Here is a 2,508-nt window from a genome sequence, read left to right as displayed (position 1 = left end):
CGCAGCGGCTCGATGCGGTCGTACTGCCAGTCCAACCAGTGCGGCTGCAAGCGCCCGCGTTCGCGCAGCTGCTGCTGGAACCGGGCCAGCCGGCCCTGCGCGGTATCGGCCAGCGCCACCATCACCGGCATGCGCGTGGCGCAGGCTTCAGAGAGCAGGTTCACCGAATCGGGCGAGACCACCACGCGGTTGGCCCAGCCGAGCAGGCCACCATAGGGATTGGTACCGTCGCCACCGTCGCCCCAGATCACGTGCGGCAGGTCGGCGAATTTCGCGCGCAGGATCTCGGCCAGGGCCGGCGGCGTGCGTCGCGAGGTGGTGGCCAGCAGGCTGCCGCCTTCGCTGCGGATCTGCTCGGCCAGCGCCTGGAACACACCGACCATCGCCGTCTCGTCCCACGGCGCCAGCGGCGTCGGCCCGCCCACCAGTAGTGCGGTGCGCGGACCGGGCAGGGTGCTGAAGCCGGCGAACGCGGCGCGACCCCAGGCCAGCCAGTCGTCGTCCACCGGGTTGAGGCTGCCGAGCAGGGTCAGCACATTGCTGCCGCGCAGGGCGTCGTGTTCGGGCACCACCACCACGTCCCAATGGCGGGCGCCGATGCGCGGGTCGAGGATCTGCACCACCTGGCTGCCGCGTGCACGCAGCACGCGCAGGGCACCGGCCGCCTGGCGACCACAGCCGATCGCCAGTGCCGGCGCCTCAGCCGCCAGCGTCGCCAAGGCCTCGCCGTAGCCATTCACATCGCCAGGCAGCCGCCGCGGCGACAGCCAGCGCCAGGGTGCGCGCGGTTGCAGGAGCAGCGGTCGGTGGGTGCCCTGGCGCAGTGCCGAGGCCAGCGCGACCGCCTGGCGGACATTGCCCGCACGGCCGTCAGTGACCGTCCATGGCGCGCTCGATCGTTTCACCATTGGCATTAATTCGTTTCAGCCCTGCTGGGTGTTGCAACAGTCGCGACACTCTACACTGCGGCTCGTCGTTTCGCCCCGCGCCGCCCGCGGGCACTGACTTCCTTTCGCCGCCCTGGAGATCCACCGATGTCCCACGCGCTCGACGCCGCTGCCCTTGACCAGCTGTTCCGTACGGCCCGCACCCAGAACGCCTTCCTCGACAAGCCGGTCCCCGAGAGCCTGCTGAAGGAACTGTACGACCTGGTGAAGTGGGGCCCCACCGCGGCCAACACCACGCCGGCGCGCTTCGTCTTCGTCACCTCGAAGGAGGCCAAGGACAAGCTGGCCCCGGCGCTGTCCGAAGGCAACCTGGCCAAGACCATGGCTGCGCCGGTCACCGTCATCATCGGTTTCGACCTGGACTTCCACGAGAAGCTGCCGTACCTGTTCCCGCACACCGATGCCAAGGCCTGGTTCGATGGCCCGCAGGAAGGCCGCCACGAAGCCGCCATCCGCAACGGCAGCCTGCAGGGTGCCTACCTGATCCTGGCTGCGCGCGCGCTGGGCCTGGATGCCGGCCCGATGTCCGGTTTCGACCCGGCCAACGTCGACGAAGCCTTCTTCGCCGGCACCTCCATCAAGTCGAATTTCCTGGTCAACCTGGGTTACGGTGACCCGGCGGGCCTGTTCCCGCGCCTGCCGCGCCTGTCGTTCGACGAAGCGGCGCGCATCGCGTAAGTCGCTGTATCGGTTTCGGGCCCGCTGTTCCGCGGCGGGCCATTGCTGCACCGTGTACCCACCCTACGATCCGGAGAGTTCCTCAGATGAGCGCCACCCGTAAACTGCTGCTGCCGCTGGCCCTGACCCTGGCCATCGCCGCCTGCTCCAAGCCGGCCGATACCGCTGCCCCGGCTGCCGATGCCGCCGCCCCGGCCACCACCGAGCAGGCTGCCACCCCGGCGGCTGATGCCGCTGCTGCCGCGCCAGCTGCTGAAGCGATCAAGATCGCCTCGGGCACCTACAAGCTGGACCCGAGCCACACCGACGTGCTGGCGCAGTGGAGCCACTTCGGCTTCTCCAACCCCAGCGCGCACTTCGGCAACGTCGAAGGCACCCTGGTGTACAACGCCGAAGACGTGACCAAGTCCACCGTGGAAGTGAAGCTGCCGCTGAGCGGCCTGAACAGCTTCACCGCCAAGTTCGACGAGCACCTGAAGAGCGCCGACTTCTTCGACGCCGCCAAGTTCGCCGATGCCACCTTCAAGAGCACCAAGGTGGAAGCGGCCGGCACCAACAAGCTGACCGTCACCGGCGACCTGACCATCAAGGGCATCACCAAGCCGGTCACCCTGGACGTCACCGTCAACGGCGGCGGCGAGCACCCGATGGCCAAGGTTCCGGCCGCCGGCTTCGATGCCACCACCACCCTGAAGCGCAGCGATTTCGGCGTCGGCGCCTACGCCCCGAACGTCAGCGATGAAGTGAAGATCCGCATCACCACCGAAGCCACCGGCGAAAAGCCGGCCGCTTGATGCACCCAGCTCACTCGTCGTGAGAAGGCAGAAGGCCCGCTGAAAAGCGGGCCTTCTTTTTGGGTTCTGCATGCGAGGTGCCCGATGCC

The 2,508-nt window shown here is 68.5% G+C and carries 3 protein-coding genes; 2 read left to right on the top strand and 1 reads right to left on the bottom strand.

Annotated elements, in window-relative coordinates:
- The coding region (locus N5E02_RS20800) for a mitochondrial fission ELM1 family protein (RefSeq protein ID WP_279946722.1) at positions 1–908 on the bottom strand (908 nt) is incomplete at its 3' end.
- 126 nt (positions 909–1,034) lie between these two features.
- Between N5E02_RS20800 and N5E02_RS20795 the strand changes: the two genes are divergently transcribed.
- Both N5E02_RS20795 and N5E02_RS20790 read left to right on the top strand, forming a co-directional pair.
- Positions 1,035–1,625 (top strand): malonic semialdehyde reductase, encoded by a 591-nt coding sequence (locus N5E02_RS20795; RefSeq protein WP_279946721.1) that lies wholly within the window; start codon positions 1,035–1,037, stop codon positions 1,623–1,625.
- An 86-nt stretch (positions 1,626–1,711) separates the two neighbouring features.
- Complete coding sequence (locus N5E02_RS20790) at positions 1,712–2,419, top strand: YceI family protein (protein ID WP_005415047.1); 708 nt, start codon at positions 1,712–1,714, stop codon at positions 2,417–2,419.
- Positions 2,420–2,508: the final 89 nt, after the last annotated feature.

This window comes from Stenotrophomonas sp. GD03777, from assembly GCF_029842485.1.
In the GTDB taxonomy this organism is placed as follows: domain Bacteria; phylum Pseudomonadota; class Gammaproteobacteria; order Xanthomonadales; family Xanthomonadaceae; genus Stenotrophomonas; species Stenotrophomonas sepilia.
This window is presented reverse-complemented; position numbering and strand designations above follow the sequence as displayed.